Here is a 24,377-nt window from a genome sequence, read left to right as displayed (position 1 = left end):
ATGAGCGCGCAGACCCAGGAGGACAAGCTCCTCCGCATGGCCAACCAGATCGCCACCTTCTTCCGGTCCTACCCGGAGGAGGAGGCGGTGGCCGGAATACACAAGCATATCGTGGCCTTCTGGACGCCCAAGATGGTCTCGAGGCTCGAAGCCGCCCTGCCGGCGATGGGTGACCGGGCCGACGATCTCGTGCAGCGGGCCCTGCGCGGCGCCGAGCCTCAGGCCGAGAGCCCGGTGCGCTCGGCGACCCGCGACCCGCAGAAGCTCGGCGAAGGCGCCAGCGACGCCGGCTGACGCGGCCGGCAAAGACGTCACGGCGTGGTTGTGATCGCGACCCCGGTGCCCGGATCCTGCGGGCGCCGGGGCTTTTTCATCGTGCCGGCGCGTAGGGAACGCTTCGGCTGCCGGTCTCGCATGAAGGGCTGACCCGATATGCGGGAGCCCACGGTCCACGGCACGAATCGAGACGGCTCGGATCGGATGTCCAGCCCTCGACCTCATCCTGAGGTGCCGCGGAGCGTAGCGCAGGCCTCGAAGGAGCCCTCCACACGCCACGGCGATCCCTGGGGCCCTCCGTCGAGCCCCGCTGACGCGGTCACCTCAGGATGAGGAGGGGGGACGGGACTCGTCCGGTCGCCGCTTTACCGGTCGCTGGCGTGTGCTGTAGCGGAGCCTTCGAGGTTGCGGCAGATCGCGGGCTCCCCCTCGGGCAATCTTCGTCGCGGAGCGGTTCGCCTACAGATTGCGCAGTTTGAGAGGAAATCTGTCCACTCAGCGTGCATCGCGCTAGCACCGTGTACACAGATCGCGCATCCTGCGGCATCGAGCGGTCCATCGACGTGATCGCCGCGGGGAGTGAATCATGGGTGCTGGAGTGGCGGGTGTGGTCGCACCCGGCGATACGCCGGGTCTGCTGTCGCGGGAGCGGATCGTCGCCAAGCCGGGCTTCAACCGGTGGCTGGTGCCGCCGGCGGCGCTGGCGATCCATCTCTGCATCGGCATGGCCTACGGCCTGTCGGTGTTCTGGCTGCCGCTGACCCGGGCCCTCTCGGTCGGCAAGCCCGCGCCGGCCGCCTGTCCCGACATGGGCGTGATGACCGCCCTGTTCACCACCACCTGCGACTGGCGCGTCAGCGACCTCGTCACGGTCTTCTCGATCGGCATCGTCGTGCTCGGCCTGTCCGCGGCCCTGTTCGGCGGCTGGCTGGAGCGGGCCGGCCCACGCAAGGCCGGCATCGTGGCAGCCTTGTGCTGGGGCGGCGGCTTCCTGATCGGCGCCCTCGGCGTCTACCTCCACCAGCTCTGGCTGGTCTGGCTCGGCATGGGCCTGATCGGCGGCATCGGGCTCGGCCTCGGCTACATCTCGCCGGTCTCGACGCTGATCAAGTGGTTCCCCGACCGCCGCGGCATGGCCACCGGCATGGCGATCATGGGCTTCGGCGGCGGCGCGATGATCGGTTCCCCGCTGGCCGACGGCCTGATCAAGACGTTTCGCAGCCCCGATTCGGTCGGGGTCTGGCAGACGCTGGCCGTGATGGGCCTGGGCTACGTCGTGTTCATGCTGGGCGGCGCCTTCGGCTACCGGGTGCCGCCGGCCGGATGGCGCCCGGACGACTGGACACCGGCCGCCTCCAAGAGCGCCATGATCGCCTCGGGCCACGTCCATCTTCGGGACGCGCACAGGACCCTGCAGTTCTGGATGATCTGGCTGGTCCTGTGCCTCAACGTGTCCGCCGGCATCGGCGTCCTGGCGCTCGCCTCGCCGATGCTCCAGGAGATCTTCGGGGGCTCGCTGATCGGCCTGCCGGGCACCGGCTTCGCGGCGCTCGATCCCGGCCAGAAGGCGCAGGTCGCGGCGATCGCGGTCGGCTTCGTCGGGCTGCTGTCCCTGTTCAACATCCTGGGCCGGTTCTTCTGGGCCTCCATGTCGGACCGGATCGGCCGCAAGCTGACCTACGCGACCTTCTTCGCGCTGGGCGGCCTGCTCTACGCGGCCGCGCCCTGGGCGGCGGGGATCGGCTCGCAGGCCCTGTTCGTGGGGATCTTCTGCGTGATCCTGTCCATGTATGGCGGCGGCTTCGCCACGGTCCCGGCCTATCTCGCCGACGTGTTCGGCACGCAGTTCGTGGGCGCGATCCACGGCCGCCTGCTGACCGCGTGGTCGACGGCGGGCATCGTCGGGCCGTTCGTGATCACCAAGATCCGCGAGGCCCAGGCGGCGGCCGGCGTCCAGGGCGCGGATCTCTACGGGCGGACCATGTACGTGCTCGCCGGCTTCCTCGCCGTCGGCTTCGTCTGCAACCTGCTCGTCCGCCCGCTGGCCAGCCGGTGGTTCATGTCCGATTCGGAGCGCGCCGCCCTCGACGTCCGCGCCGGCGCCGCGGCGGCCGGGCCGTCCGGTTCCTTCGGCATCGGCCGCGGCGGGTTCTCCCCGGCGGGCGCCCTGGCCTGGGCCGTGGTCGGCATCCCGATCGTCTGGGGCATCGGCATCACCCTGTCGAAGGCGTTCATCCTGTTCCGCTGAGCGCCCGGATCCGCCGCCTGTTGTGGCTCGGGCGGCGGGTCGCTACGCTCCAGCGTGCTGCGCCGTGCCGGCCTGCGCCGTTCGGAATGCCTCTTGGTGATCGACAAGCTGGACTTCCTGCTCGCGCTCGCCCGCGAGCAGCATTTCGGCCATGCCGCCGAGGCCTGCGGGGTGACCCAGCAGACCCTCTCGGCCGGCGTGAAGCAGCTGGAGAACCGCTTCGGCGTCCAGCTCGTGCTGCGCGGCTCGCGCTTCCAGGGCTTCACCCCCGAGGGCGAGCGGGTCCTCGCATGGGCGCGGCGGATCGTGGCCGATGCCCGGGCCATGCACGAGGAGGTCACTGGCCTGCGCCGGGGCCTGACCGGGCATCTGCGCATCGCCGCGATCCCCACCGCCCTGCCGATGATCGTCGATCTCACCACGCCCTATCGCGAGCGCCATCCGGACGTGCGCCTGACGGTCGAATCCGCAGCCTCGGCCGACATCTTCTCGCTGATCGAGAACCTGGAGGCGGATGCCGGCCTCACCTACCTGGACAACGAGCCCCTCGGGCGCGTGGTCTCGGTGCCGCTCTACCGCGAGCGCTACCGCCTCGTGACCGCGATCGGCGGGCCCTTCGACGGCCGCGCGAGCGTGACCTGGGCCGAGACCGGCCGCCTGCCGCTCTGCCTGCTCACCCCGAACATGCAGAACCGGCGGATCATCGACCATCAGATCCGGGAATCGGGGGCCGAGCCCGCCGCGACCCTCGAATCGAACTCGATGATCGTGCTCCTGACCCATGTGCGCACCCTGCGCTGGGCCTCGATCATGCCGGAGATCCTGGTCGACGCCCTCGGACCCATGGAGGGTGTGCGCGCCATCCCGATCACCGCCCCGGACCTGGAGCACACGATCGGCCTCGTCGCGCCGCGGCGCGAACCCTCGACTCCGATGGTGACCGCCCTCGTGGCCGTCGCCCGGTCGCTGGCGCGCACCCTCGATCCGGAGTTGGCGGGATCCGGCTCGGTCTGACCGGCGCGCTCAAGCCGGGGCGCGGCGCCCCGAGAGCAGCCGGCGGATGGCGCGGACGCCATGGACCGGCAGCATCAGGACGAGCCAGGTCGCGAGCGTCGCCGCGGTGACGAGGACCAGCAACAGGATCCTGAGCATCGAACCGCCCTCCAGGCTGACCGGGGCCGGGGACGAACCTCCGCCGGGGGATCGGGCAGCGCCTGGGGTAAGCGCGTTAACGGTCCGGGCTGGGGCCGGGCTGTCGTCGGACGGGCGCCGCGGGTCCGGCGGCGGGCATGAAAAAAGCCGCCCCGTCCCCGGAGCGGCTCCCTGTCGGCGGCGGGGCCGCGCTGCGGCCGCCGGTCTTACTTGATCTTGGTTTCCTTGAAGTCGACGTGCTTGCGCGCGACCGGGTCGTACTTGCGCATCGTCAGCTTCTCGGTCTGCGTGCGGGAGTTCTTCTTGGTGACGTAGAAATAGCCGGTGTCGGCGGTGGAGATGAGCTTGATCTTGACGGTGACGGCCTTGGCCATGGCGCGGCGCTCCTGCAGGGTGCGGCATTCCGCGTGAGCGAAACGCAAATGGCCGGGCGAGCCCGGCCGAATACGGGCGGGTGAATGCCCGATCGGGCCGGGCAGGTCAAGAGCGGGCGGCGGCCCGCTCCGTCGCGGCCAGCCACCCGGCGAAGGCCAGGAACAGGGCAAGGAGCGCCAGCGCGAAGCCGTGTGGCGGCACGAGGTCGAGCCCGCCGCCGATGAGGGGCGGACCGAGCATCAGGCCGACATTGTAGAACACTACGAAGGCCGCGTTGGCGCCCGCGAGGTCGCTCGCCGGGGTGCGGTCGCCGAGCATGGTCAGGCCGACCGTGTAGAGGGTGCCGGCGATGCCGCCCCAGACCAGGAGGAGCAGCCCGAACGCCAGGGGGTTGCCGGCCGCGAGGGGGATCAGGGCCGAGCCGGCGGCGCCCGCGAGGCTCGCCCCCAGCAGCACCGCGCCGCGGTCGAGGCGGTCGGCGAGCCAGCCGAACGGGATCTGGAACAGCACGTTGCCCAGCGCGACGAGGCTGACGAGGCCGGCCGCGCCCTGCGCGTCATAGCCGAGGCGCAGCCCGTAGAGGGGCAGGATCGCGAAGATGCCGGTCTCCACCGCCCCGTAGGCGAGGGCCGCCGCCAGCGCCCCGGGGGCGAGCCGCAGATAGGCGCGGATGCCGAGCCCCGAGCCCGGTTCGATCGTCGGCGACAGCCCCCGGGCCAGCACGATCGGCAGGCTGCCGGTGAGCATCAGCGCGGCGCCGGTGACGTAGGGGGCCCACCCCTCCGTGCCGACGAGCGCCAGCAGGAGCGGCCCGACCGCGAAGCCCGCCGCCAGGACCGTGGCGTAGATGCCCATCACGAGGCCCCGGCGCTCGGGCGGGGCGGCGGCGTTGATCCAGTATTCGGACAGGACGAACAGCGCGCCGAGGGTCGCCGAGAAGACGAAGCGCAGGGGGAACCACGGGGCGATGCCCGGCACGAGCGGGAACAGCGCGAGGCTCGCCGCCCCGACCACGAGGGCGAGGCAGAGCAGCGGGGCGACGCCGATCCGCGCCGCGAGCCGCGGGACGAACGGCACCGTGCCGATGCTGGCGAGGCCCGCCACCGCGGTGTTGAGGCCGATCAGCGTGCTCGACGCGCCGCGGCGCTCCAGCTCGATCGACAGCAGCGGGATCGACAGGCTCAGCCCGATGCCGACGACGGTGACGCAGGTCACGGCCGCCGAGATCGCCGCCACGTCCTCCGCGCTGATCCCCCGCCGCGCCTCCCGTCCCGGGTTTCCCGGGCGGCTCACAAGGCCACCCGCTCGCGGCGGCCGTAGCGCTCGTAGTGGAACGGGATCATCCGGTGCGGGGCGAAATCGGCGGCGATCTGCGCCTCCAGGTCGTCGAGGATCGCGCGGGTGATGAAGGGCAGGTCGAGCTGTCGCGCGGCGTCGAGGCGGACCCAGGCGAGTTCGGTGAACTCGGCGTCGGCCGTCACGCGCCCCGGCTCCTCGGCCGCCACCATCCGCCGGTCGATGGCAAAGAAGCGCGTGTCGAACCGGCGCACGCGCTTGGGCGGGGTGATCGCCCGGGCCACGAGGTGCAGCGCCTCGAAATCCGGCAGGATTTTGTGGCGGGCGAACCCCTCCCAGCCCGCCGGGGGATCCTCGGGGGCGCCGTGCTCGCGCGTCCCGAGCAGCAGGCCGGTCTCCTCGTAGGTCTCGCGGATGGCCGCCAAGGCCAGGGCACGTCCGAGATGGTGCGGCGGCCGGGAGACCTGCCGGGTCAGCGCCGCCTCCGCGTAGTCGGGCAGCGCCCCGGCGACAGGCATGTGGCGGTCGCCGAGCTCGATCCGGCCGCCCGGGAAGACGAACATGCCCGGCATGAAGGCGAGGTTCGGGTTGCGCCGGCCCATCAGGACCTTCGGGCCGCCCTTGCCCCGCCGGTCGATCACGATCATGGTCGCGGCGTCCCGCGGCCGCAGGCGCATTGTCGCGGGCTTCCGCTCAGGGGTGATCGCGGTCTCCGAGTCCGGCTGCGGCTGCGGCAAGGCGGGTCTCCTCCGGCCCCGGGGCGGGCCGGCCCCGCGGTAGCGTGGCGAAGCCTTGCATGCCAAGGGCGTATTGCAGCCCGACGACGGCGCCCTTCACGGGCTGGAGCAGCGCCAGGGCCATCGCCAGCGTGACCACCGGCCACACGCCCATCTCGACCCACAGGGGCACCTCGTAGGCGCTCTCGGTCTCGAGGATCAGGTAGCCGACGATGTGGCCGACGATGAAGATCACCGCGTAGGGCGGCAGGTCGTCGGCCCGGTGGTGGTGCAGTTCCAGGCCGCAGGCGTCGCATTCGGGCCGCACCTTGAGGAAGCGGCCGAAGATCCGCCCCCGGCCGCAATGCGGGCAGCGGCCGATGAAGCCCCGGGCCATCGCGGGGACGAGGCGGGTGCGCAGGGGAATCGCGGCGTCGGCCATGCCCAGGCTCTACACCGCCCGGGTCAGCGGCGCGAGCCGCGGTGACGCGTGCCGGCGTTGCGGATGCCGGCGGGGCGGCCGGGCGCGGCGGCCTTGAACGGCCGGGCGCCGGGCTTCTGGCCCGGGTCCGGCTTGCGGGCGCCGGAGCGGGTCCGGCCCTCGCTGAGCAGTTCGAAGCGGAGCGCGCCGGCCACGGGCGCGGCCTCCACGAGCCGCACCTCGACCGGGTCGCCCAGGCGGAAGGTCTGCCCCGTCCGCTCGCCCACCAGGGCGTGGCGGCCCTCCTCGTGGCGGAAATAGTCGGCGCCGAGCTGGGAGATCGGCACGAAGCCGTCGGCCCCGGTCCCGTCGAGCTTGATGAACAGCCCGGCGCGGGTCACCCCCGCGATCCGGCCCGCGAAGGTGGCGCCGATCTGATCGGCGAGGTGATGGGCGATCAGGCGGTCGATGGTCTCGCGCTCGGCCGCCATGGCCCGGCGCTCGGCCGCCGAAATCTGCTCGCCGATCTGCGCCAGTTCGCCCGCCGCGATGTCCGGGGCGAGCCCATCCGCCCCGAGCCGGCAGGCGGTGATCAGCGCCCGGTGGACGATCAGGTCCGCGTAGCGCCGGATCGGCGAGGTGAAGTGGGCGTAGCGGCGCAGGTTCAGGCCGAAATGGCCGAGATTCTCGGCGGCGTAGACCGCCTGGGCCTGGCTGCGCAGGATCACCTCGTTGAGGAAGACGCCGTGCTCGGTCTCGGCCGCCTGGGCGAGGATCCGGTTGAACAGGGCCGGGCGCAGCGCCCCCTCCTTGGGCAGCTTGATGCCCACCGAGGCCAGCACCTCGCCGAGCGCCCGCACCTTCTCCAGGGCCGGCTCGTCGTGGACCCGGTAGATCAGCGGCTGGCGCGCCTGCTCCAGGGTCTCGGCGGCGGCGACGTTCGCCTGGATCATGAACTCTTCGATGAGCCGGTGGGCGTCGAGGCGCTCCGGCACGACCACACGGTCGACCGCCCCGTCCGGGCTCAGCAGCACCTTGCGTTCCGGCAGGTCCAGGGCGAGCGGCCCGCGGCGGTCCCGGGCCTCGCGCAGGGCCGCAAAGGCCGCCCAGAGCGGGCGCAAAGCCGTGTCCAGGAGCGGCCCGGTCGCGGCGTCCGTCTGCCCGTCGATGGCGGCCTGCGCCTGCGCGTAGGCGAGCTTGGCGCGGGAGCGCATCATCACCCGGTGGAAGCCGTGGCGGCGCTTCTCGCCGTCGGCGGCGATGACCATGCGGACGGCGAGCGCCGGCCGGTCCTCGCCCTCGCGGAGCGAGCAGAGGTCGTTCGAGATCCGCTCCGGCAGCATCGGCACGACCCGGTCGGGGAAATAGACCGAGTTGCCCCGCTCCAGCGCCTCGCGGTCGAGGCTCGAGCCGGCCCGCACGTAGGCCGCCACGTCGGCGATGGCGACGGTGAGGATGAAGCCGCCGGGATTGGCCGGGTCGGGATCGGCCTCCGCCATCACGGCGTCGTCGTGGTCCTTGGCGTCCGGCGGGTCGATGGTCAGCAGCGGCCGGTCGCGCCAATCCTCGCGATCCTTCAGAGCGGCGGGCTCGGCGGCGTCCGCCTCGGCCAGGGTCGCATCCGAAAAGACGTGCGGGATGTTGTGGAGGTGCAGCGCGATCAGGCTCACGGCCTTCTCGGAGCCCAGCGAGCCCAACCGCTCCTTGACCCGGCCCCGCGGCAGGCCGAAGCGCGTCTCGCGCTCCAGGGAGACGCTCACGAGGTCGCCGTCGCGGGCCTCTCCCTCCTCGCCGGGCGGGATCAGGATCTCGCGGCCCTGGGAGCGCTTCTCCACGGGCACGATCCGGCCGCCCTGCGCGCCGGCCCGGTAGACGCCGATCACCTCGGCCTTGTTCTTGCCGATGACCTTGACGACCCGCCCCGTATAGCCGCCCTCGGCGTCGCGCTCGACGCGGATCAGGGCGCGGTCGCCGATCCCGGCGGCCGGCCGGTTGCCCTTGCGGGGGCCGCGCGGCTGGCTGAGCACGATGGCGGGCGGCTTGCCCGATCCGGTCCATTCCACCGGGACCGCCAGGAAATCGCCGTGCCGGTCCCGGGCGCGGATATCGGCCAGGACCACCGGCGGCAGGTGACCGGCCGGGGCGAGCCCGCCGCGTCCGCGATCGATGGCGCCCTCCGCCTCGATCTCCTTGAGGACGCGCTTCAGATCGATCTTGGCGGCGCCGGTGATACCGAAGGCCTTGGCGATCTCCCGCTTGCCGACGCGCTCCTTGGACTCGGCCACGAAGGCGAGGATCTGCTCACGGGTGGGGAGGGGCGCAGGGGCGGCGGGGTCGGCCGCCGGGGCGGTGATGCGTCGTGCCAAAAGGGGGGTGCCGGACGATTCTCGGGGGTGGGGCCCGGGGGCGGGCGTCGGATCGGGATCCCGGTCCTGTGCTCCCAAGATGGGGCCCCGGGCCGGCCGCGGCAACGCCGCGCGCCCCGTCCTCAACAGGCACTCAGCCCGTGGAGGCGATCTTCCGGATGTGGTCGACCGCCCGATCGACATCGAAGCCGGGCGCGAGGATTTCCGCCAGGGTGAACGGGCAGGCGCGCGGCAGGGTCAGATTCACCTGCCCCTCCAGCGCGGCGAGTTCGGGCGTCTCCGCCGCCTGGATCGCCAGGGTCCAGGCGCCGTCCATGCGCAGGCTGTCCGGATCGGGCGGGTCGCCGGCCAGCGCCGTGAGCTTGGCATGCCCCGCCTCCCGACAGCTGAGACCGCGCGCGTCGTCGGAGATGAGCGCGGCCTTGATCAATTCGGCCAGGGCGTCCCTGACCCGTTCGACGCTCGCGTTCATAGGCCGGCATTCCTCGACATCCCGCCGGAGTGGCAAGCGGGATGCCAGCCCGCCCCCGCGGCTGCGTGACAGAAGCGCCGGTCTTTCCTCCCGATACGCCGGGTGTAGAAGACGGGGATGATCCCGGTCCTGACCCGCCACCGAGAGGCCGTGCCGCTCTACGCCGCGGCCTGCGCCGAGCTGCACTTGCGTGGCTTCGAGGGTGACCTGACCCTGTCGGAGGCCGACCGCACGGTCTTCGCCACCGACAACTCGATCTACCAGGTCGAGCCGGGGGCCGTAGCCTTCCCGCGCTCCCGCGACGACCTGGTGCGCATTGCCAAGCTGCTGGACGATCCGCGCTTCACCGCGCTCGTGATCCGCCCGCGCGGCGGCGCCACCGGCACCAACGGCCAGTCGCTCGGCCACGGCCTCGTGGTCGACACCTCGCGGCACATGAACCGCATCCTGGAGATCGACGCCGCCAACCGCACGGTCCGGGTCGAGCCGGGGGTGGTGAAGGACCAGCTGAACCGGGAACTCGCCAAGCACGGCCTGTTCTTCGCGCCCGAACTCTCGACCTCCAACCGGGCGACGCTGGGGGGCATGATCTCCACCGATGCCTGCGGGCAGGGCTCGTGCCTCTACGGCAAGACCCGGGACCACGTCCTGGCGCTGACCTGTGTGCTCACCGACGGCACGGTCTGGACCGCCGAGCCCCTGGACGAGCCCGGCCTCGACGCCGCCAAGGGCCGCAACGACCGGGTCGGGGCGATCCACCGGGCCGTCGACGCCGTGGCCACCGAGAATGCCGCGCTGATCGCCGAGCGCTTCCCCAAGCTCAACCGCTGCCTGACCGGCTACGACCTCGCCCATCTCCGGGACGCGGCCGGCCGGTTCGACCTCAAGAGCGTGCTCTGCGGCTCGGAGGGCACGCTGGCGCTGATCGCCGAGGCGCGGCTCAACGTGCTGCCGATCCCCAAGGCCGCGGTGCTGGTGGCGCTCTCCTACGTCGATTTCGACGCGGCCCTGCGCGACGCCCAGGCGTTGCTGCCGTTCGGCGCGGCGTCCGTGGAGACCATCGATTCCACCGTCCTGGGCCTCGCCCGCAAGGACCCGATCTGGGCCGAGGTGCGGGCCTTCTTCCCCGACGACCCGGCCGGGCGGCCGGTGGACGGGATCAACCTCGTGGAATTCGTGGGCGACGACGCGGCCGGCGTGGAAGCCACCCTCGGGCGGCTCACCGCCCTGCTGGAGGCCGAGCGCGGCACCGATACCAAACGCCTGGGCTTCACCATCGCCCGGGGCGCGGCGATCGAGACGCTCTGGACCATGCGCAAGAAGGCGGTGGGCCTCCTCGGCGCCGCCCAGGGCGAGGCCCGGCCGATCCCCTTCGTGGAGGATACGGCGGTGCCGCCGGAGCGGCTCGCCGACTACATCGCCGAGTTCCGGGCGCTCCTCGACGGCAAGGGGCTGCGCTACGGCATGTTCGGCCATGTCGATGCCGGCGTGCTGCACGTCCGGCCGGCGATCGACCTGAAGGACCCGGCCCAGGACGGCCTGATCCGCGCGGTGACGGAGGGCGTGGTGGCGCTCACCGCCAAGTATGGCGGCCTGCTCTGGGGCGAGCACGGCAAGGGCTTCCGCTCCGAATTCGTGCCCGCGACCTTCGGGCCGCTGATGCCGGCGCTGGAAGCGGTCAAGCGCGCCTTCGACCCCGGCGACCGGATGAACCCGGGCAAGATCGCCTCGGCCAAGGGGGAAGAACTCACCCGGATCGACGGCGTGCCGCGCCGGGGCGAGCGGGACCGCACCATCCCGGCGCCGGTCCGCGCGGATTTCGACGCGGCGCTCCACTGCAACGGCAACGGCGCCTGCTTCAGCTACGACGCCGACGAGGCGATGTGCCCGTCCTGGAAGGCGACCCGGGAGCGGCGGCACTCGCCCAAGGGTCGCGCCGGGCTGATGCGCGAGTGGCTGCGCCTGGCGGCCGACGCGGGCGTCGATCCGGCCGCGGAGCTGAGACGGCAGCGCGCCGGGTGGCTCGGCGACCTGTTCGCGACCGTGCGGAGCGGGTTCCGGCGCGCCTCCGATGCGGACGACTTCTCCCATGCGGTCAAGGAGGCGATGGACGGCTGCCTCGCCTGCAAGTCCTGCACGGGCGCCTGCCCGATCAAGGTCGACGTGCCGAGCTTCCGGGCGAAGTTCCTGGCGCTCTACCACACCCGCTACGCGCGGCCCCTGAAGGACCACCTCGTGGCCGCCCTGGAACCGCTGCTGCCCCTGGCGGCCCGGGCACCGCGCCTGAGCAACGCGGTCCTGACCCATCCGCTGGCCCGATGGATCCTGGCCAGGGCCGGGCTGGTCGCGATTCCGGCCCTGTCGCCCGTCGCCCTCGAGGGGCAATTGGCGCGCCTCGGCGTGGCGGTCGCGACCCCGGAGGCGCTGGCGCGGCTCGATCCGCGGGAGCGGGAGAACGCCGTGCTGGTGGTGCAGGACGCCTTCACCAGCCACTTCGACGCGGAGGTCGTGGCCGACAGCTGCGCGCTCCTGATCGCGCTCGGCTTCACGCCCTGGCTGGCGCCGTACCGGCCGAACGGCAAGCCCCTGCACGTTCACGGGTTCCTGGCGCGGTTCGCCGCCGTCGCCCGCGCGAACGCCGCGATGCTGCGGGATCTGGCGCGGACCGGCGTGCCCCTCGTCGGGATCGACCCGTCGATGACGCTGACCTACCGTTCGGACTACGCGCAGGCGCTGGGCGGCGACCTGCCGAAGGTGCAACTTCTGCAGGAATGGCTGGCGACCCGGCTCGACCGGATCCCGCCGCGCCGGGGCGGCGGGACCCTGCGGCTCCTGCCCCATTGCACCGAGCGCACCAACGCGCCGGGCGCCGTCCGGGACTGGCAGGCTCTGTTCGCCCATCTCGGCCTGCGGCTGGAGGTGCCGGCGGCCGGCTGCTGCGGCATGGCCGGGACCTACGGGCACGAGGCGGCCCACCGCGCCACCTCCGAGGCGATCTACGGCCTGAGCTGGGCCCGCCACGTGGCCGAGGCCCCCGGCGGCACCCTGCTGGCCGACGGCTATTCGTGCCGGTCCCAGGCCAAGCTCGTCGACGGCGTGCGGCTGCGCCACCCGGTCCAGGCGCTCCTGGACCATCTCGGTGCCGGTGAAGCGGGGGCGGCGCCGTTCCACCCCGAGCGCGCGGCGGCGGCGTCGCGATGAACGTCGCCGTTCTCGGGGCCGGCGCGGTCGGCTGCTATTACGGGTTCCTGCTCGCGCGGGCCGGCCACGCGGTGACGCTGATCGGCCGCCCCGCCCTGGTCGAGGCGGTCGAGGCCGGCGGGCTGGTGATGGAGAGCGCGGCCGGGCGCGCCACCGTCCCGGTGCGGGCGACCGCCGCCGGTGACGGCGTCGCCGGGGCGGACCTCGTGCTGGTCTGCGTCAAGTCGGGCGACACCGAATCCGCCGGGGCGATGATCGCGCCGCATCTGACGGCCTCGGCCACGATCCTCAGCCTCCAGAACGGCGTCGACAACGCCGAGCGCCTCGCCGCCGTGCTCGGCCGTGCCGTCGTCCCGGTGGCGGTCTACGTCGCCACCGAGATGGTCGGGCCGGGCCAGGTCCGCCACAACGGCCGGGGCGACCTGATCCTCGGCGCCTCCGCGGCGAGCGCGCGGATCGCCGCGGCGTTCACGGCCTCCGGCATCCCGGCCACGGTCTCGGACCGCGCCCTGGACGCGCTCTGGGGCAAGCTGATCCTCAACTGCGCCTACAATGCCCTCTCGGCCCTGACCCAATTGCCCTACGGCCGTCTGGTCCAGGGCGAGGGCGTGGTCGCGGCGATGACCGACGTGGTGCAGGAATGCGTCGCGGTGGCGAACGCCTCGGGCGTATCGGTGCCCGACGACATCCTCGACACGGTGCTCGCCCTCAGCCGCACCATGGCTGACCAGCGCTCCTCCACCGCTCAGGACCTGGCCCGGGGCCGGCCCAGCGAGATCGACCACCTCAACGGCACCGTGGTGCGGACCGGCGCGGCGCTCGGCATCCCGACGCCGGCCAACCGGATGCTGCACACGCTGGTCAAGCTGGTCGAGGGGCGGGATCGGGGGTGAGGGGCGGGTTCGGCGTGTCGTTGCGTCTGGTTGCGTCCCAACCAAGTCGTACGCGGGCGATCGCACACCGCTCGACCGCAGACGGGCCTGCCGCAAACTCGGTTTTGAGCCGCAGAGGGGCATCTAGCGCGCCGTCTTCACGCTGGGTTCGCCGCGGGACCTCCCAAGCAGTGGGCCGGCATCCGGTTCTGCCCGTGTACGGTCCCATGCACCGGCAAAGCCGAAGCTCTCGCGCGGCGCCAGCATGGCGTCCAGGCCGCAGATCGTGCGTCGGGCCGCGTTGAAGGAGCGGAACCCGCCCCACCCGCGGCATCGCCCGGTTCACCCGGACGTGGATCACGCTCGATCCCTGGCTGCGGGTGTCCGGTGACGCAGCGGGTTGGGGGCCGGGGTCGCAGGCCCTGATCCCGGCCCTCGGCGACGGCTGGCGGGTACGGGCCAACACCATCCGAGCCGATGCGATCTGGGGCGGGCATCCCAGCCGGACGTCGCCGCGAGCGTCTCGCCCCTGATCATGAGCAGGCGGTGAGGATCATGGGCCGGCTCCGGGGATGGCGCGGTAGGCTCGACGGCTATGCCTAACGACCGGTGAAAGCCGGCGTGATCGTGTTTGGGACACGCCTGCGCCCCTCAGTTCAGGTCAAGCCCGCGGCACCCAATGCCGGGACCAGATATCTGCGAATCCTCCAGCCCCAGCTCTAAACGCGCCGTTAACCTTAATCCGTGATTTACCGGGTCAGTAGTGGCTCAGCGCGGACTGTACCTGCCGCCGCGCATGGATGGCGAATTATGCGGCTGATCGTCGGCACGATAATGGTGTTCGCCTGCGTCTTCGGCAGCTACGCGGCGATGGGCGGTCACCTGCTCGTCCTTTGGCAGCCGTTCGAGTTTGTCATCATCCTCGGTGCAGCGATCGGTGCCTTCATCATCGGCAACACCGGGCCGGTGCTCAAGGCCGTGCCCGCCATGCTGGGCACGCTCGTGAAGGGCCCCAAATACAACCAGCAATCCTATGTCGAACTGCTGGGAATGCAGTATTCCTTGTATAAGCTCGCGAAACAGAAGGGTTCGATGGCGCTCGAGCCGCACATCGAAGATCCGGGCGAGTCGGCGCTGTTCAACGCCTTCCCGACCTTTGCCGCGAACCATCACGCGGTCGAGTTCGTCTGCGACTACATGCGCATGGTGACGCTGGGCGCCAACAACGTCCACGAGATCGACGCGCTCATGGATGAGGAACTGGAGACGCACCACCAGGAGCAGGAGCGTGTCGTTTCGGCCATGCAGGCGCTCGCCGACGGAACGCCGGCGCTGGGCATCGTCGCCGCCGTGCTCGGCGTGATCAAGACGATGGGGGCGATCAAAGAGCCGCCGGAGGTGCTGGGACATCTGATCGGCGGCGCGCTCGTCGGCACCTTCTTCGGCGTTTTCGTCGCCTATGGCTTCTTCGGGCCCATGGCGCAGTCGCTCAAGGGCCTCTTCGAGGCCGAAGCCAAATACTACCTTTCGCTCAAGGCGGGTCTCCTCGCCCATATCGGCGGCCAGCCGCCGGTGATGGCGGTCGAATTTGCCCGCAAGTCTCTGATGAGCGACGTCCGCCCGACCTTCAGCGAAGTGGAAGCGGCAACCGCCGCTCTGCCCGCCCAGAACTGATCCGATATCCGGCAGGGACTCGATGGCCACGATCATCATCAAGAAGGTCAAGAAGGCCGCTCACGCCCACCACGGCGGGGCCTGGAAGATCGCCTATGCGGACTTCGTGACCGCCATGATGGCGTTCTTCCTGCTGATGTGGCTGATCAGCATGACGACGCAGGAGCAGAAGGTCGGTTTGGCGGAATACTTCGCGCCGGCGGCTTTGAGCCCTGCAAGCAGTGGTGCTGGCGGCATCATGTACGGCAAAGCCCTCGACACGTCAGGCAACAAGCCGTCCACGCCCCGCGACGCGGAGCGGGGCTCTGCCGAGCAGGCGGACAAAGCGCGCTCGACCACGCCGGGCCGCGCCGGCGAGCTCGATGCCAGCCAATCGTCCGCCAGCGCGCAGGCCAACTACAGCGCCATAGCTAGCCTCCGGCAGGCACTCCAGACGATGCCCGACATTGCCGAGCTGTCGCATAACATCGTGATCGAGCAGACCAAGGAGGGCGTGGACGTGTCCCTCGTGGACGAGGACGGCCGCTCCATGTTCCGCGAGGGCTCCGTCGACCCCTACGAGCGCACCCGTCGCGTGCTGGAGGCGCTAGCGCCCGCCCTGCGCCGGCTGCCCAATCGCCTGTCCATAACCGGCCACACGTCCGTCGCGCGCCCGGGCTCGGCGCGGGCCGTCGAACCCTGGAACCTCACCGCCGGGCGTGCGCTCTCCGTCCGCGAGATCCTGTCGGGCGCCGGGGTTCCCAACGACAACTTCGCTTCCGTGGTGGGACGCGCCGACACCCAGCCGTCATTCCCCGACAATCCCTACATCGCGCCGAACCGACGGGTGACGATCACGCTGCTCAATGCGAGCCCGCCGGTGCCCCCGAATATTTTCCGCTGACGATAAGGCGCCGCGCCGCCTCAGAGTCCGTTTGAGATCGAGATCGGCGCGGGCCAGCTCGTGCGCCTGGGCGGCGGTCAGGTCGAGAGCCCGAACCGGGACCTCCACGTCATCTGCTGCCGCGAGCGGGATCGCGCACTGCAGAAGATCCAGGCCTTCCGCCACTGGCTCCCGGCGGCGGAGGAGGCGAGCCGGGCCCGACCGCATCCGCCCGCACGCGATGGGCCAGGGTCACGGTGATCCCAGCGCCGGCCTTTGCCGGGCGAGGCTGCCGGTCAGGGGCGCTCGGCAGTGGATGGATCGGGCCCCTGCAAGTGCCAAGGGCGGCGTCCCCCACCCAAGGTCGGGAAGCATTGCTTCCCGACTGCGCCGAGGGCCCGGACAAGATCACTTCAGGCGGGCGGCAGCCCAGGCGATGTGGTCGGCCATGAAGGTCGAGATGAAGAAGTAGGAGTGGTCGTAGCCCTCGCGCATGTTGAGGGTCAGCCCGATCCCGGCCTTCTTGCAGGCCTCTTCCAGCAGCCAGGGGCGCAGGCCGTCCTGCAGGAAGCTGTCGGCGGTCCCCTGATCGACCAGGAATTCGGGGAAGCGCTTGCCGTCCTCGATCAGCGCGGTCGCGTCGTGGGCGCGCCAGGCGGCCGGGTCGGAGCCGAGGTATTTCTCGAACGCGGGCTTCGACCAGCCGGCCGTCGAGGGCTGGGCGATCGGCGCGAAGGCGGAACAGGACTTGAAGCGTTCCGGGTAGGTCAACGCGATGGTGAGCGCCCCGTGGCCGCCCATGGAATGGCCGAGGATGCCCTGGCGGGTCATGTCGGCGGGGAATTCCTTCGCGATGAGGGCCGGCAACTCCTCGGTCACGTAGCTCCACATCTTGTAATTCGTCGCAAAGGGCGCCTGCGTGGCGTCCAGATAGAAACCGGCGCCGGAGCCGAACTGCCAGTTGCCGTCTTCGTCCGGGATACCGGGGCCGCGCGGGCTGGTGTCGGGGGCCACGACGATCACGCCGTGCTCGGCGGCGGCCGCGCGGTACTCGCCCTTGTCCATGACGTTGGCGTGCGTGCAGGTCAGCCCGGACAGGTACCACAGCACCGGGACCGGGCCGGTCTCGGCCTGGGGCGGCACGAACACCGCGAAGGTCATCGGGCATCCCGTGGTCTGCGCGTCGTGCTTGTAGACGCCCTGCGTGCCGCCGTGGGCGCGGGCCTTCGAGACGGTTTCCATCAGCTGTGATCTCCTGCTCGGGCGGCGAGAGCCCCGCTCGGGGCCGGGTCGCGGGCCCGGGGCTTCGAGAGTGCGGGGGACATGCGCCGGGGCGCCCCGGCCTCGCTGGCGGGGAGCCCCGGATCGGTCTTTGTCAGTAGACGACCACGGACCGGATCGACTTGCCCTCGTGCATGAGGTCGAAGCCGTGGTTGATGTCCTCCAGCGGCATGGTGTGGGTGATCAGATCGTCGATGTTGATCTTGCCCTCCATGTACCAGTCGACAATCTTCGGCACGTCGGTGCGGCCGCGGGCGCCGCCGAAGGCCGAGCCCCTCCAGACCCGGCCGGTGACGAGCTGGAACGGACGGGTCGAGATCTCGCGGCCGGCCTCCGCCACGCCGATGACGATCGACTCGCCCCAGCCGCGATGGCAGCACTCGAGGGCCTGGCGCATCACGTGGACGTTGCCGGTGCAGTCGAACGAGAAGTCGGCGCCGCCGCCGGTGAGATCGACGATGGCCTGGACCACCTTGTCGGTGCCGATCTCGCTCGGGTTGATGAAGTCGGTCATGCCGAACTTGCGGGCCATGGCCTGCTTCTCCGGGTTGATGTCGACGCCGATGATCTTATCGGCACCCACCATCCGGGCGGCCTGGAGCACGTTGAGGCCGATGCCGCCGAGACCGAACACCACCACGTTGGCGCCGGGCCACACCTTGGCGGTGTAGATCACCGCGCCGATGCCCGTGGTCACGCCGCAGCCGATGTAGCAGATCTTGTCGAAGGGGGCGTCCTCCCGGATCTTGGCGAGCGCGATGGCGGGCAGGACCGTGAAGTTCGAGAAGGTCGAGCAGCCCATGTAGTGGAACACGGTGCTCGATCCGCCAGAATTGCCGCCCGGGCTGCCGCCGGTGGAGACGCAGGAGAAGCGGCTGGTGCCGTCCGGCATCACGCCCTGGCCCTGGGTCGCCCGGATCGCGGTGCACAGGTTGGTGCGTTGCGACAGGCAGGACTTACAGTTGCGGCATTCCGGCGTGTAGAGCGGGATCACGTGGTCGCCGGGCTTCAGCGTGGTAACGCCGGCACCGACCTCGCGGACGATGCCCGCGCCCTCGTGGCCCAGGATCGCCGGGAACTTGCCCTCGGAATCGAGGCCCGAGAGGGTGTAGGCGTCCGTGTGGCAGATCCCGGTGGCCATCAGCTCGACGAGAACCTCGCCGGCCTTGGGCCCCTCGATGTCGATGGTCTCGATGGTGAGAGGCTTCTTGGCCTCCCACGCGACCGCGGCGCGCGTCTTCATCACGTGTTCCTATTGTCTGGACGATCACGGACGGCGTCGAAGGGCCGACTCTTCGGCGCACCTCGCTCGAGGGCGGCGCACCGAACGGTCCGAAAATCTGCCGCGTGTGTGATGCTTCTCGCGCCGGGATGCAACGTCTGCGTCCGCGTTTCGACCGTGGCGTCCCCGGTCCGGAAGGTCCGGGGAATGGGTCGCATCCGCACCGCGTGCGTCGCGCGCTAACTCCGACCCATGGATCGCACCTTCCCCATGACTCGGAATGCCGGGCTCGACCGCCTCTCCGCCTTCCTGGCGGGGGCCGGCGCCGATTACGCGGCGTCCCGCAACACCGACCGTGGCCCCGGAGTCGAGCCGACCACGTCGGCCCTCTCGCCCTACCTGCGCCGGCGCTTGATCACGGAGGCCGAGGTTGCGGCCGCTGCCGAGCGCGCGTTCGGCGACGGCGGTGCCGACAAGTTCGTCTCCGAGGTGTTCTGGCGAACCTACTTCAAGGGCCACCTGGAGACCCACCCGGCGGCCTGGACCGGCTACCTCGCCCTGGCCGCGGCGGACCGGGAGCGGCTCGCCGCCGAGCCCGGGCTGCACCGGATCTACGCACAGGCGGTCGAGGGCCGGACCGGTATCGACGGCTTCGACGACTGGGCCCGCGAACTCGTCGAAACCAACTGGCTGCACAACCACGCCCGGATGTGGTTCGCGTCGATCTGGATCTTCACCCTGCGCCTGCCGTGGGCGCTCGGCGCCGACTTCTTCATGCGCCACCTCGTCGACGGCGACCCGGCGAGCAACACGCTGTCCTGGCGCTGGGTGGCCGGCCTGCACACACGGGGCAAGCACTACGTCGCCCGCTCCGAGAACATCCGGCGGTACACCGACGGTCGCTTCGACCCCGCCGGCCTCGACGCGTATCCGGACGCCCTCGACGAGGCGATGCCGCCCCGCGAAGTGGCGCTGCTGCGGGCCGATGCCGGACCGACCGGTGATATCGCGCTGCTGCTGCACCTCGACGACCTGCATCCGGAGAGCCTGCCCTTGGCCGGCGCCCGCGTCGTCCGCGTCGGCGGCCTGCTGGCCCACGCCCCCGGTGCGTCCGATCGGGTCCGCGCGGCCGACGCGGCAGCGATGGCCGATGCCCTGGACCGTTCGGCGGCGCATTTCGGCTGCACGGCGCGGCTGGTCGACCGCGACTGGGCCGGCGACCATCCCGTGGTCACGGCTTGGGCTCCGGTGGGGCCGTCCGCCGATGCTCTACCCGACGGTTGCATCCGGGTCCGTCGCCGATGGGACGAGACGGCGTGGCCGAAATCGACGCGTGGCTATTCCCGCCTCCGCTCGGCCATTCCCGCGGTGCTGACGGCATTCGAATGCGCATGAGCCCGCCGCCTATCTTTGCCTCGGGCCCCTGCCGGTGACGACGGCGTGAGGGAGAACGACCCGCGTGCGCGCTGGTCGGCGATCCCGCCGTCCGACGATGTGGGTGCGACCCGCGGCCGGATTCGCGCAGCGCGTGGATCGTCCGTCCGCGACAAGGCATCAGGCGTGCTCCGGGCGGCCACACCACCTTGGCTGTGCCGATCCAACGCGTGAGACGCCGTCCGCCCCGTAATCGGAAGCCCTGTGAGCCGACCGCTTCACGGCGGTCGCCGAGCGTCAAATCCGCGCTATCGGCCTCCCGCGCGGGCGGATGCCGGAGCCAAACGCATCGGTGAGTGGACAGGCATCGTCGCCGCCCGCAGATTCGGCCGCATTCCCGGGCGCCCGACGCCCGACCTCTCCCTGGTCGATCCTCGTATGGTCCATACCGGCTACAGCCCGGCCCTCGTGGCGCTCTCGATCGTGATCGCGGTGTTCGCATCCTATGCGGCGCTCGATCTCGGGGCGCGCATCCGCCGGCCCGATTTCGGCCCGCGCTGGGCCTGGGGCGCCGCCGCCGCGGTCGCCATGGGCGGCGGCATCTGGGCCATGCACTTCGTCGGGATGCTCGCCTTCGAGATGGGCATGCCGGCGCGGTACGACCTCGGCACGACCGTCCTGTCGCTGGTGATCGCGGTGGGCAGCACGGCGGCGGCCTTTGCCTGGGTGGCGCGGGCGGGCACCGCCACCGCGTCGCTGCTCGTGGCCGGCACGGCGATGGGCCTCGGCGTGGCCGCGATGCACTATACCGGCATGGCCGCGATGCGGGTTCCGGGGAACATGGCCTACGACCCGCGGATCGTCGCCGTGTCGGTCGCCATCGCGGTCAGCGCGGCGACCGCCGCCCTGTGGCTCACCTTCCGGCGCAACCGCCCCTGGCAGAAGCTCATGGCCGCCTGCGTCATGGGTCTGGCGGTCGCCGGCATGCACTACACCGGCATGGCGGCGGCGACCTTCACCGCCGAGGAGGCGGGGGCCCACGCGGCCCACGCGGCCACCCTGTCCACCGGTCAGCAGGACCTCGCCCTGGCGGTGGCCGGCGTCACCTTCGTCGTGCTGTTCCTGGCGATGATGGCGGGTTCGCTTGACCAGCGGCGCACCCAGCGGCGCCTGCACGTCAGCGAAGCGCGCTTCCGCTCCGCGGTCCGCGCCGTCGATGGCGTGATGTGGACGACGGATGCCGGCGGCGACTTCATCGAAGAGCAGCCGGGCTGGGAGCAGATCACGGGGCATACCTTCGCCGAGTACCGCGGGCGCGGCTGGGCGAAAGCGATCCATCCGGAGGACCTCCCCGAGACGAACCGGATCTGGCTGGAGGCGGGCCGGACGGGCGGCGCCTACGCGGTGGAACATCGCGTCCGCGCGTCGGACGGCGGCTGGCGGCACTATGCGGTGCGCGCCGTACCCGTGCGGGATGCGGACGGGGCGATCCGCGAATGGGTCGGCGTCCATGCCGATGTCAGCGCCCGTCACGCCCACGAGGCCGCCCTGCGGGACGCCCGGGATGCGGCCGAGGCCGCCAACCGCGCCAAGAGCGCGTTCCTCGCCAACATGAGCCACGAGCTGCGCACGCCGCTCTCGGCGGTCATCGGCTACGCCGAGATGCTTCAGGAGGAAGCGGAGGATCTCGGGCAGGACACGTTCCAGGCCGATCTCGGCAAGATCCGCTCGAACGCCCAGCACCTCCTCGGGCTGATCAACGACGTGCTCGATCTCTCGAAGGTCGAGGCCGAGAAGATGGACGTCTTGGCCGAGAACGTCGCCGTCGAGGCCTTCGTGCGCGACGCCGCCGCGACCGTCGAGGGTCTCGTGGCCAAGAAGGGCAACCGCCTCGTTCTCGACCTCGCTCCGGACCTCGGCCAGGCACAGACCGATGCGGTGAAACTGCGCCAGTGCCTGTTCAACCTGCTCGGCAACGCCGCCAAGTTCACCGAGGGCGGGACCGTGACGTTGCGGGTCCGGCGCGAGCCCGGACCCGACGGTGACCGGCTGACCTTCGCCGTCTCGGATACCGGCATCGGCATGACGCCGGGGCAGCTCGCCGGGCTGTTTCAGAGGTTCGTGCAGGCCGACGGGTCGACGACGCGCAAGTACGGCGGCACGGGACTGGGCTTGGCCTTGACCAAGGCCTTCGCCAATCTGATGGGCGGCGACGTCTCCGCGGACAGTGCCGAGGGTCGGGGCACGACCTTCACGCTCACCCTGCCCGCGATGATGCCCGGGCCCGAGATCGCGGATGGGCATCTCCCGGCCGTTCACGCGGGCACGGCGGAGGGCACGCGCGGGCTGGTCCTCGTCGTCGATGACGAGTCCAGCCAGCGCGAATTGATGATCCGATTTCTGACCCGGCAGGGCTTTGCGGCCCATGCTGCGCTCGACGGGCGGTCGGGTCTCGAACTCGCACGCCGGCTGCAGCCCGTCGCGGTGCTGCTCGACGTGATGATGCCGGAGATGGACGGCTGGGCCGTGCTGGCCGCGCTGAAGCACGACGACGCCACCCGCGACATCCCTGTGATCATGGTCAGCTTCGTGGCCGACGCCGCGCTCGGTGCCGCGCTCGGGGCGACCAGCTCGCTCGCGAAGCCGGTGGATTGGAGCCGCCTGAAGGGGGTGCTCGACCGGATCGGCGCGGGTGCGGGCGACGTCCTGGTGGTGGACGACGACGCCGAGATGCGCCGCCGCCTCCGGACCGTGCTGGGGCGACAGGGGTTCGCGGTTCGGGAGGCCGGCGACGGGGCCGAGGCCCTGGCCAGCGTGCGCGCGGCCCGCCCGAGCCTCGTGCTCCTCGACCTGACCATGCCGGTGATGGACGGCTTCACGTTCCTGCGCGCCCTGCGGGCGATGCCGGGCGGCGACGAAGTTCCGGTGGTCGTCCTCAGCGCCCGCGACGTCTCGGAGGAAGAACGTCATGATTTGTCCGCGGCCGACCGGATTTTGCGCAAGGGCGACGCCAGCTTGCAGGACGTTGCCGCGGAGGTCAGCCGGCTCGGCCGACTGACCCCGTCCATCCCGGTGACTTCGACGGGCGGTTGATCGAAACCCAGGGCCTACGTCCCTCGACAAACGGTATCGCCGGGGTGCCCTTTGCCGGGACGGTCCCGGGGCACCGCCGCCCTTCTGGCCGGAACCAGAACGCTGGCAGCGCCGGTTGAGGCGAAACCAGCGCCCCCGCCCCATCGGACACGTCGGACGGATAGGCAGGGCGATCCAGGCTCACGCCCCAGGATGCACAACCCCGGCATCTCGCTCACAGCACGCACTGGTCAAACGGCTTCAGCACTATGATATGTGAAAGAACCGGCAAGGAAAGCATGATGCGCTGAGGTCATGCGATCCAGGGCAAATAATATATCCTAATCTTTTAGGATCTGGGCTTTGCTATAGTCCTATATTCAGTGTCAATTTGCTCGAACTATCATTGACATAGTTCAGCATAGGCATTCGATGCCGTGGGCTGTGTCACGGTAAAGACGGGGGTGCCTCAAAAGTCCTCGTCTGCCTTTCGGTTCGCGCGTTCCTGCGAATGACCTGAGGGGGTTGGCCGAAGGAACGGATGAAGGATCTCCGCATCCGCTCGCGGTCGGCGAAACCGGTTTCCTGTGCGACCACGTCGATGGGCAAACGTCCCTCCTCCATCATGGCACGGGCGGCTTCCAGACGAAGGTGCTCGACCGCCTTGGCCGGGGACTGGCCGGTCTCCTGCCGGAAGACACGACTGAACTGGCGCGGGCTGAGCCGAGCCGCATCCGCCAATTCATCCACCGACAGCTCCTTGCGCAGGTTCGCTCTCGCATAGGAGAGGGCAACCTGGATGCGGTCGGATTTCGGCTGAAGTTCCAGCAACTCCGAAAACTGCGATTGGCCGCCCGACCGTCGGTGATAGACCACCAGCTTCTTCGCGATGCCCTTTGCCATCTCCGGGCCGAGATCGTCCTCGACCAACGCAAGCGCGAGGTCGATACCGGCGGTCATGCCGGCAGATGTCCAGACGTTTCCATCCGTGATGAAGATGCGATCATCGTCCACCTTCACCTTCGGATAAAGGCGCTCGAGCTCACGGGCATGTGCCCAGTGCGTCGTCGCCCTGCGCCCGTCGAGCAGACCCGCCTCCGCCAGCACGAATGCCCCGGTGCAGGTGGCGGCAACACGTCTTGCGAGCCCTCCCGCCCGACGAACGTGCTGGACGAGACCGGGTGACGACGGACCGACGTCGAGGGTCCCCACGACGATCAGCGTATCGAAAGTCCGCTCCCCGAATGGCTCGGTGTCCATGGTCAGCCCTATCGAGGTCCTGATCGGGCCGCCGCGCTCCGAGAGGAACGACGTCCGGTAGACCTCGTGACCCCGCGTCATGTTCGCGAGCTCGAAGGCGGTCAGGCCCCCAAGGTTCATGACCTGGAAATCCGGGAAGAGAACGACGCCGATGTCTCGCATGGGATGCAGCCCCCGACCCGTGACCTAAAAGGTGGCAAATACGACATATGGGATATCCATTCGGACGTCTAGGTT

The 24,377-nt window shown here is 70.8% G+C and carries 19 protein-coding genes and 1 pseudogene; 9 read left to right on the top strand and 11 right to left on the bottom strand.

The features are described 5' to 3' along the window. From AC3IF3_RS08170 to AC3IF3_RS08160, 3 genes are all read left to right on the top strand, one after another. Window positions 1-294 carry a formate dehydrogenase subunit delta gene (locus AC3IF3_RS08170; RefSeq protein ID WP_243969015.1) on the top strand — a complete coding sequence of 98 codons (294 nt, stop codon included), beginning with the start codon at window positions 1-3 and terminating at the stop codon, window positions 292-294. A 568-nt stretch (window positions 295-862) separates the two neighbouring features. Beyond that, entirely contained in the window at window positions 863-2,524 is a 1,662-nt protein-coding gene (locus AC3IF3_RS08165; protein ID WP_489228184.1) for an OFA family MFS transporter, read from the top strand. 96 nt (window positions 2,525-2,620) lie between these two features. Next, the gene (locus AC3IF3_RS08160) at window positions 2,621-3,538 is read left to right on the top strand and encodes a LysR family transcriptional regulator (RefSeq protein ID WP_489215117.1); all 918 of its coding nucleotides are present in this window, start codon (window positions 2,621-2,623) and stop codon (window positions 3,536-3,538) included. A gap of 9 nt (window positions 3,539-3,547) precedes the next feature. On the opposite strand, the gene AC3IF3_RS08155 is transcribed toward AC3IF3_RS08160, so the two are convergent. The 7 genes from AC3IF3_RS08155 to AC3IF3_RS08125 form a co-directional block, all read right to left on the bottom strand. Then, entirely contained in the window at window positions 3,548-3,676 is a 129-nt protein-coding gene (locus AC3IF3_RS08155) for a hypothetical protein (RefSeq protein ID WP_489228182.1), read from the bottom strand. Between the two features lie 206 nt (window positions 3,677-3,882). After that, complete coding sequence (rpmG, locus tag AC3IF3_RS08150; protein ID WP_058192064.1) at window positions 3,883-4,050, bottom strand: 50S ribosomal protein L33; 168 nt, start codon at window positions 4,048-4,050, stop codon at window positions 3,883-3,885. Between the two features lie 106 nt (window positions 4,051-4,156). Beyond that, on the bottom strand, window positions 4,157-5,344 hold the full coding sequence (locus tag AC3IF3_RS08145; protein WP_489228180.1) for an MFS transporter: 1,188 nt from the start codon (window positions 5,342-5,344) through the stop codon (window positions 4,157-4,159). Next, entirely contained in the window at window positions 5,341-6,024 is a 684-nt protein-coding gene (locus tag AC3IF3_RS08140; protein WP_489231264.1) for an NUDIX hydrolase, read from the bottom strand. The genes AC3IF3_RS08145 and AC3IF3_RS08140 overlap by 4 nt, the downstream gene beginning before the upstream one ends. Before the next feature lie 16 nt (window positions 6,025-6,040). Further along, window positions 6,041-6,505: a DUF983 domain-containing protein gene (locus tag AC3IF3_RS08135; protein WP_489228179.1), complete on the bottom strand. Its 465-nt coding sequence runs from the start codon at window positions 6,503-6,505 to the stop codon at window positions 6,041-6,043. Between the two features lie 23 nt (window positions 6,506-6,528). After that, window positions 6,529-8,850, bottom strand: coding sequence for a ribonuclease R (gene rnr, locus AC3IF3_RS08130; protein ID WP_489228177.1), 2,322 nt, complete (start codon window positions 8,848-8,850; stop codon window positions 6,529-6,531). A 133-nt stretch (window positions 8,851-8,983) separates the two neighbouring features. Beyond that, complete coding sequence (locus AC3IF3_RS08125) at window positions 8,984-9,322, bottom strand: hypothetical protein (protein WP_489228175.1); 339 nt, start codon at window positions 9,320-9,322, stop codon at window positions 8,984-8,986. 117 nt (window positions 9,323-9,439) lie between these two features. Between AC3IF3_RS08125 and ydiJ the strand changes: the two genes are divergently transcribed. Both ydiJ and AC3IF3_RS08115 read left to right on the top strand, forming a co-directional pair. Then, on the top strand, window positions 9,440-12,523 hold the full coding sequence (ydiJ, locus tag AC3IF3_RS08120; RefSeq protein WP_489228173.1) for a D-2-hydroxyglutarate dehydrogenase YdiJ: 3,084 nt from the start codon (window positions 9,440-9,442) through the stop codon (window positions 12,521-12,523). Further along, entirely contained in the window at window positions 12,520-13,416 is an 897-nt protein-coding gene (locus AC3IF3_RS08115) for a ketopantoate reductase family protein (protein WP_489228171.1), read from the top strand. The genes ydiJ and AC3IF3_RS08115 overlap by 4 nt, the downstream gene beginning before the upstream one ends. A 137-nt stretch (window positions 13,417-13,553) precedes the next feature. Here the strand turns inward: AC3IF3_RS08115 and AC3IF3_RS08110 are convergent. Further along, window positions 13,554-13,886: pseudogene (locus tag AC3IF3_RS08110) on the bottom strand (DDE-type integrase/transposase/recombinase); the annotation flags it as partial. 319 nt (window positions 13,887-14,205) lie between these two features. Here AC3IF3_RS08110 and motA point away from each other — a divergent pair. Both motA and AC3IF3_RS08100 read left to right on the top strand, forming a co-directional pair. Next, entirely contained in the window at window positions 14,206-15,069 is an 864-nt protein-coding gene (motA, locus tag AC3IF3_RS08105; RefSeq protein WP_489215103.1) for a flagellar motor stator protein MotA, read from the top strand. 22 nt (window positions 15,070-15,091) lie between these two features. After that, a complete protein-coding gene (locus AC3IF3_RS08100) occupies window positions 15,092-15,952 on the top strand; it encodes a flagellar motor protein MotB (protein WP_243965335.1) in 861 nt (286 codons plus the stop codon). Between the two features lie 387 nt (window positions 15,953-16,339). Here AC3IF3_RS08100 and fghA read toward each other — a convergent pair whose 3' ends face one another. Together fghA and AC3IF3_RS08090 are read right to left on the bottom strand one after the other, a co-directional pair. Beyond that, window positions 16,340-17,173, bottom strand: coding sequence for an S-formylglutathione hydrolase (gene fghA, locus AC3IF3_RS08095; protein WP_243965337.1), 834 nt, complete (start codon window positions 17,171-17,173; stop codon window positions 16,340-16,342). A 133-nt stretch (window positions 17,174-17,306) separates the two neighbouring features. Next, window positions 17,307-18,455, bottom strand: a complete 1,149-nt coding sequence (locus AC3IF3_RS08090; RefSeq protein ID WP_243965339.1) for an S-(hydroxymethyl)glutathione dehydrogenase/class III alcohol dehydrogenase — start codon at window positions 18,453-18,455, stop codon at window positions 17,307-17,309. Between the two features lie 249 nt (window positions 18,456-18,704). Between AC3IF3_RS08090 and AC3IF3_RS08085 the strand changes: the two genes are divergently transcribed. Further along, window positions 18,705-19,829, top strand: a complete 1,125-nt coding sequence (locus tag AC3IF3_RS08085) for an FAD-binding domain-containing protein (RefSeq protein WP_243965341.1) — start codon at window positions 18,705-18,707, stop codon at window positions 19,827-19,829. Between the two features lie 417 nt (window positions 19,830-20,246). After that, on the top strand, window positions 20,247-22,901 hold the full coding sequence (locus tag AC3IF3_RS08080) for an MHYT domain-containing protein (protein WP_489228169.1): 2,655 nt from the start codon (window positions 20,247-20,249) through the stop codon (window positions 22,899-22,901). A 426-nt stretch (window positions 22,902-23,327) separates the two neighbouring features. Here the strand turns inward: AC3IF3_RS08080 and AC3IF3_RS08075 are convergent, their stop codons facing one another. Beyond that, window positions 23,328-24,302, bottom strand: coding sequence for a GlxA family transcriptional regulator (locus AC3IF3_RS08075; protein ID WP_489228167.1), 975 nt, complete (start codon window positions 24,300-24,302; stop codon window positions 23,328-23,330). Between the last annotated feature and the right edge of the window lie 75 nt (window positions 24,303-24,377).

It is taken from the genome of Methylobacterium sp. J-118 (assembly GCF_057836565.1).
The sequence above is the reverse complement of the archived record's forward strand: the minus strand, read 5'-3'. Positions and strand labels throughout refer to the sequence as shown.